Source organism: Pauljensenia hongkongensis, from assembly GCF_001746855.1.
Taxonomy (GTDB): Bacteria; Actinomycetota; Actinomycetes; order Actinomycetales; family Actinomycetaceae; genus Pauljensenia; species Pauljensenia hongkongensis.
The window spans coordinates 1,837,231-1,839,183 of the sequence record NZ_CP017298.1 but is presented as its reverse complement, the minus strand read 5'-3'; the positions used below and the strand labels follow the sequence as shown (position 1 = coordinate 1,839,183).

The window sequence follows — 1,953 nt, the reverse complement described above, 5'->3', positions numbered from 1 at the left end:
GTTGGAACCCGTCCAAATACTGCGGAGCGGTCAAGCACGCCGCAACTCGTTCAGCAAAGGACTCAGCGTCCTGCGGCCGTCGATAACTGTCCATAGCACCCGCATCAACGTCTACCGTCCGCAGCACATATCTGCTCATTACTCCTGCCTCTCAACATGAAATTCGTCAGTACTGGTTATTTCAACTATAGTACCATCATCGAGCTTCACGCGCGCCGGGTTGTCGGGTTTGACTAGTGCGTCGAATTCCGCCTGCCGAGTAGTCAACTTCGCACTGCCGCTCTTGATCTCGAGCCCGCAGTATGTCTCGTCCGGCAGCTGCACTATTGCGTCGTACACGCGCCCGTGGTCGCAGCCTGTGATCGAGGCGAGGTATTTGCGGTCATCGATAACTCGTTTTAATGGCGCGCCGCTTTTTTCAGCAATCGCTGTGTATCTTTGTATCCCTTTCTTCTCGGATTCCCTGTACGTGGAGGCGCCGCCGTTACCCTTTGCCCACGTCCCGTCGGAGGCGCGGTCCTGGTACTTCCAGTGCTCCGTCTTCGGCTTCTTAGACCTTTTCGGTTTTGGTGTGGTGGGTGGGATGTCCGGGGTTGGGGTGTCGGGGGCTGGGGGCGGGGTGTGGCGGGCGGTGTGGCCCGTTCCTGTGCCTGTGTGGGCGCTGGCGGGGGCGGTGGTGCCGGTGATGGGCCCGTGCGGGGTGGCCCCGCCCGCCGCCGCTGCTGCGGGTTTGGCGCCGGTGAGCATGTGGGCCGCGTTGGCCGCGGTGTTCTTGGTGCGGGTGAGCATGCCGCGGAGCATGTCGAGCAGGCCGGACAGGTGGGTGAGGTTGTGGGCCAGGGTGCGCGCGGACTTGAGCGCTCCGGTGACGTGGGCGGCCATCTCGGTGGCTTTGGCGCCCACTTTGACTTGGACTTGGGCGATGATGAGGGGGATGGCCAGGCCGAAGGTGGCGATGGCCTCGATGATGGCCGAGGCCAGGGTGCCCACGATCGCCGATATGGCGTCGCGCAGCAGGTCGTGGACCACACCCACGACCTCGGCCAGGACGCTGGTGGCTTTGCCCATGGCGTCGGCCGCCCCCGATGCGGTGCGCAGGGCGCTGATCGTGTCGGCATTGGAGGCGCGGTACCCCCTGGCGGTGGCGCCCACCTGCTCCCCCATGAGGTTCTTCTCGTCGCCCTCCAGGGTGTCGGCGCACTCGCCCATGGCCCAGGCGACGTTGGACCACGTGGCCGCGTCGGCGCGCACACTGTCCGCATCCCCCAGCAGCTCGTCCATCCACGACTTCAGGGGCCCGAAGTGGTCGATCAACCACCCCGCCCCCCACGCGATCAGCGTGCCCAGAGGGTCGACGCCCACGCCCACCGCGTCCGCCACCAACGACACGGACGACAGCCCGGTCTCCAACCACGACCCCTCCGACAACCCGTGGGCGAGGCCCCAGATGTCCTCGACCACGCCCGACCCCGACACCGCCGACCGCGACTCCTCCCGCCCAGCCACCAGGGGATTCAACGACGGAGAAGCCGACGAGGGAGGGGCGCCGCCGGGCGCGGAGGCGGTGCCGGCCGGGGAGCCGCTGTGGAGGGCGTCAGAAGCGCCCGGGGTCCCAGGGCCCGGCCTGCCCGCCCCCGTGTCCGCGCCCGTGCTGGGGCGGGTGTCCAGGGCCTCGGCGCCGCTCACAGCCCCTCCCGTGCTCATAGTTGCTCCCCGATGCGCTTCAGGTCGTCGCCGATGGAGTCCTCCACGGCCTGCATGAGGGCGGCGGACTGTTCGAGGTGGTCGGCGCTCGCATCGGCCTTGTCGGCCGCCGCCTCCAAGCACACCCGGGCCGCGAGCCGTCCGGCCGCCAGCAGGGGCCCCACCAGCGGGCCGATGAGGATCCCCAGGCCACCACTCGCGCCCCCGCCCGTCGCGTCAGCGGCCCCCAGGGCCGTCTTGGCGGCCCCC

2 protein-coding genes are annotated in these 1,953 nt (G+C 68.4%); both read right to left on the bottom strand.

Annotated elements, in window-relative coordinates; translation table 11 throughout:
• Positions 1-138: 138 nt before the first annotated feature.
• The gene (locus BH719_RS07645) at positions 139-1,704 is read right to left on the bottom strand and encodes a hypothetical protein (RefSeq protein WP_009744249.1); all 1,566 of its coding nucleotides are present in this window, start codon (positions 1,702-1,704) and stop codon (positions 139-141) included.
• On the bottom strand, positions 1,701-1,953 hold a 253-nt coding region (locus BH719_RS07640), incomplete at its 5' end, for a hypothetical protein (protein WP_009744248.1). The genes BH719_RS07645 and BH719_RS07640, both read right to left, overlap by 4 nt.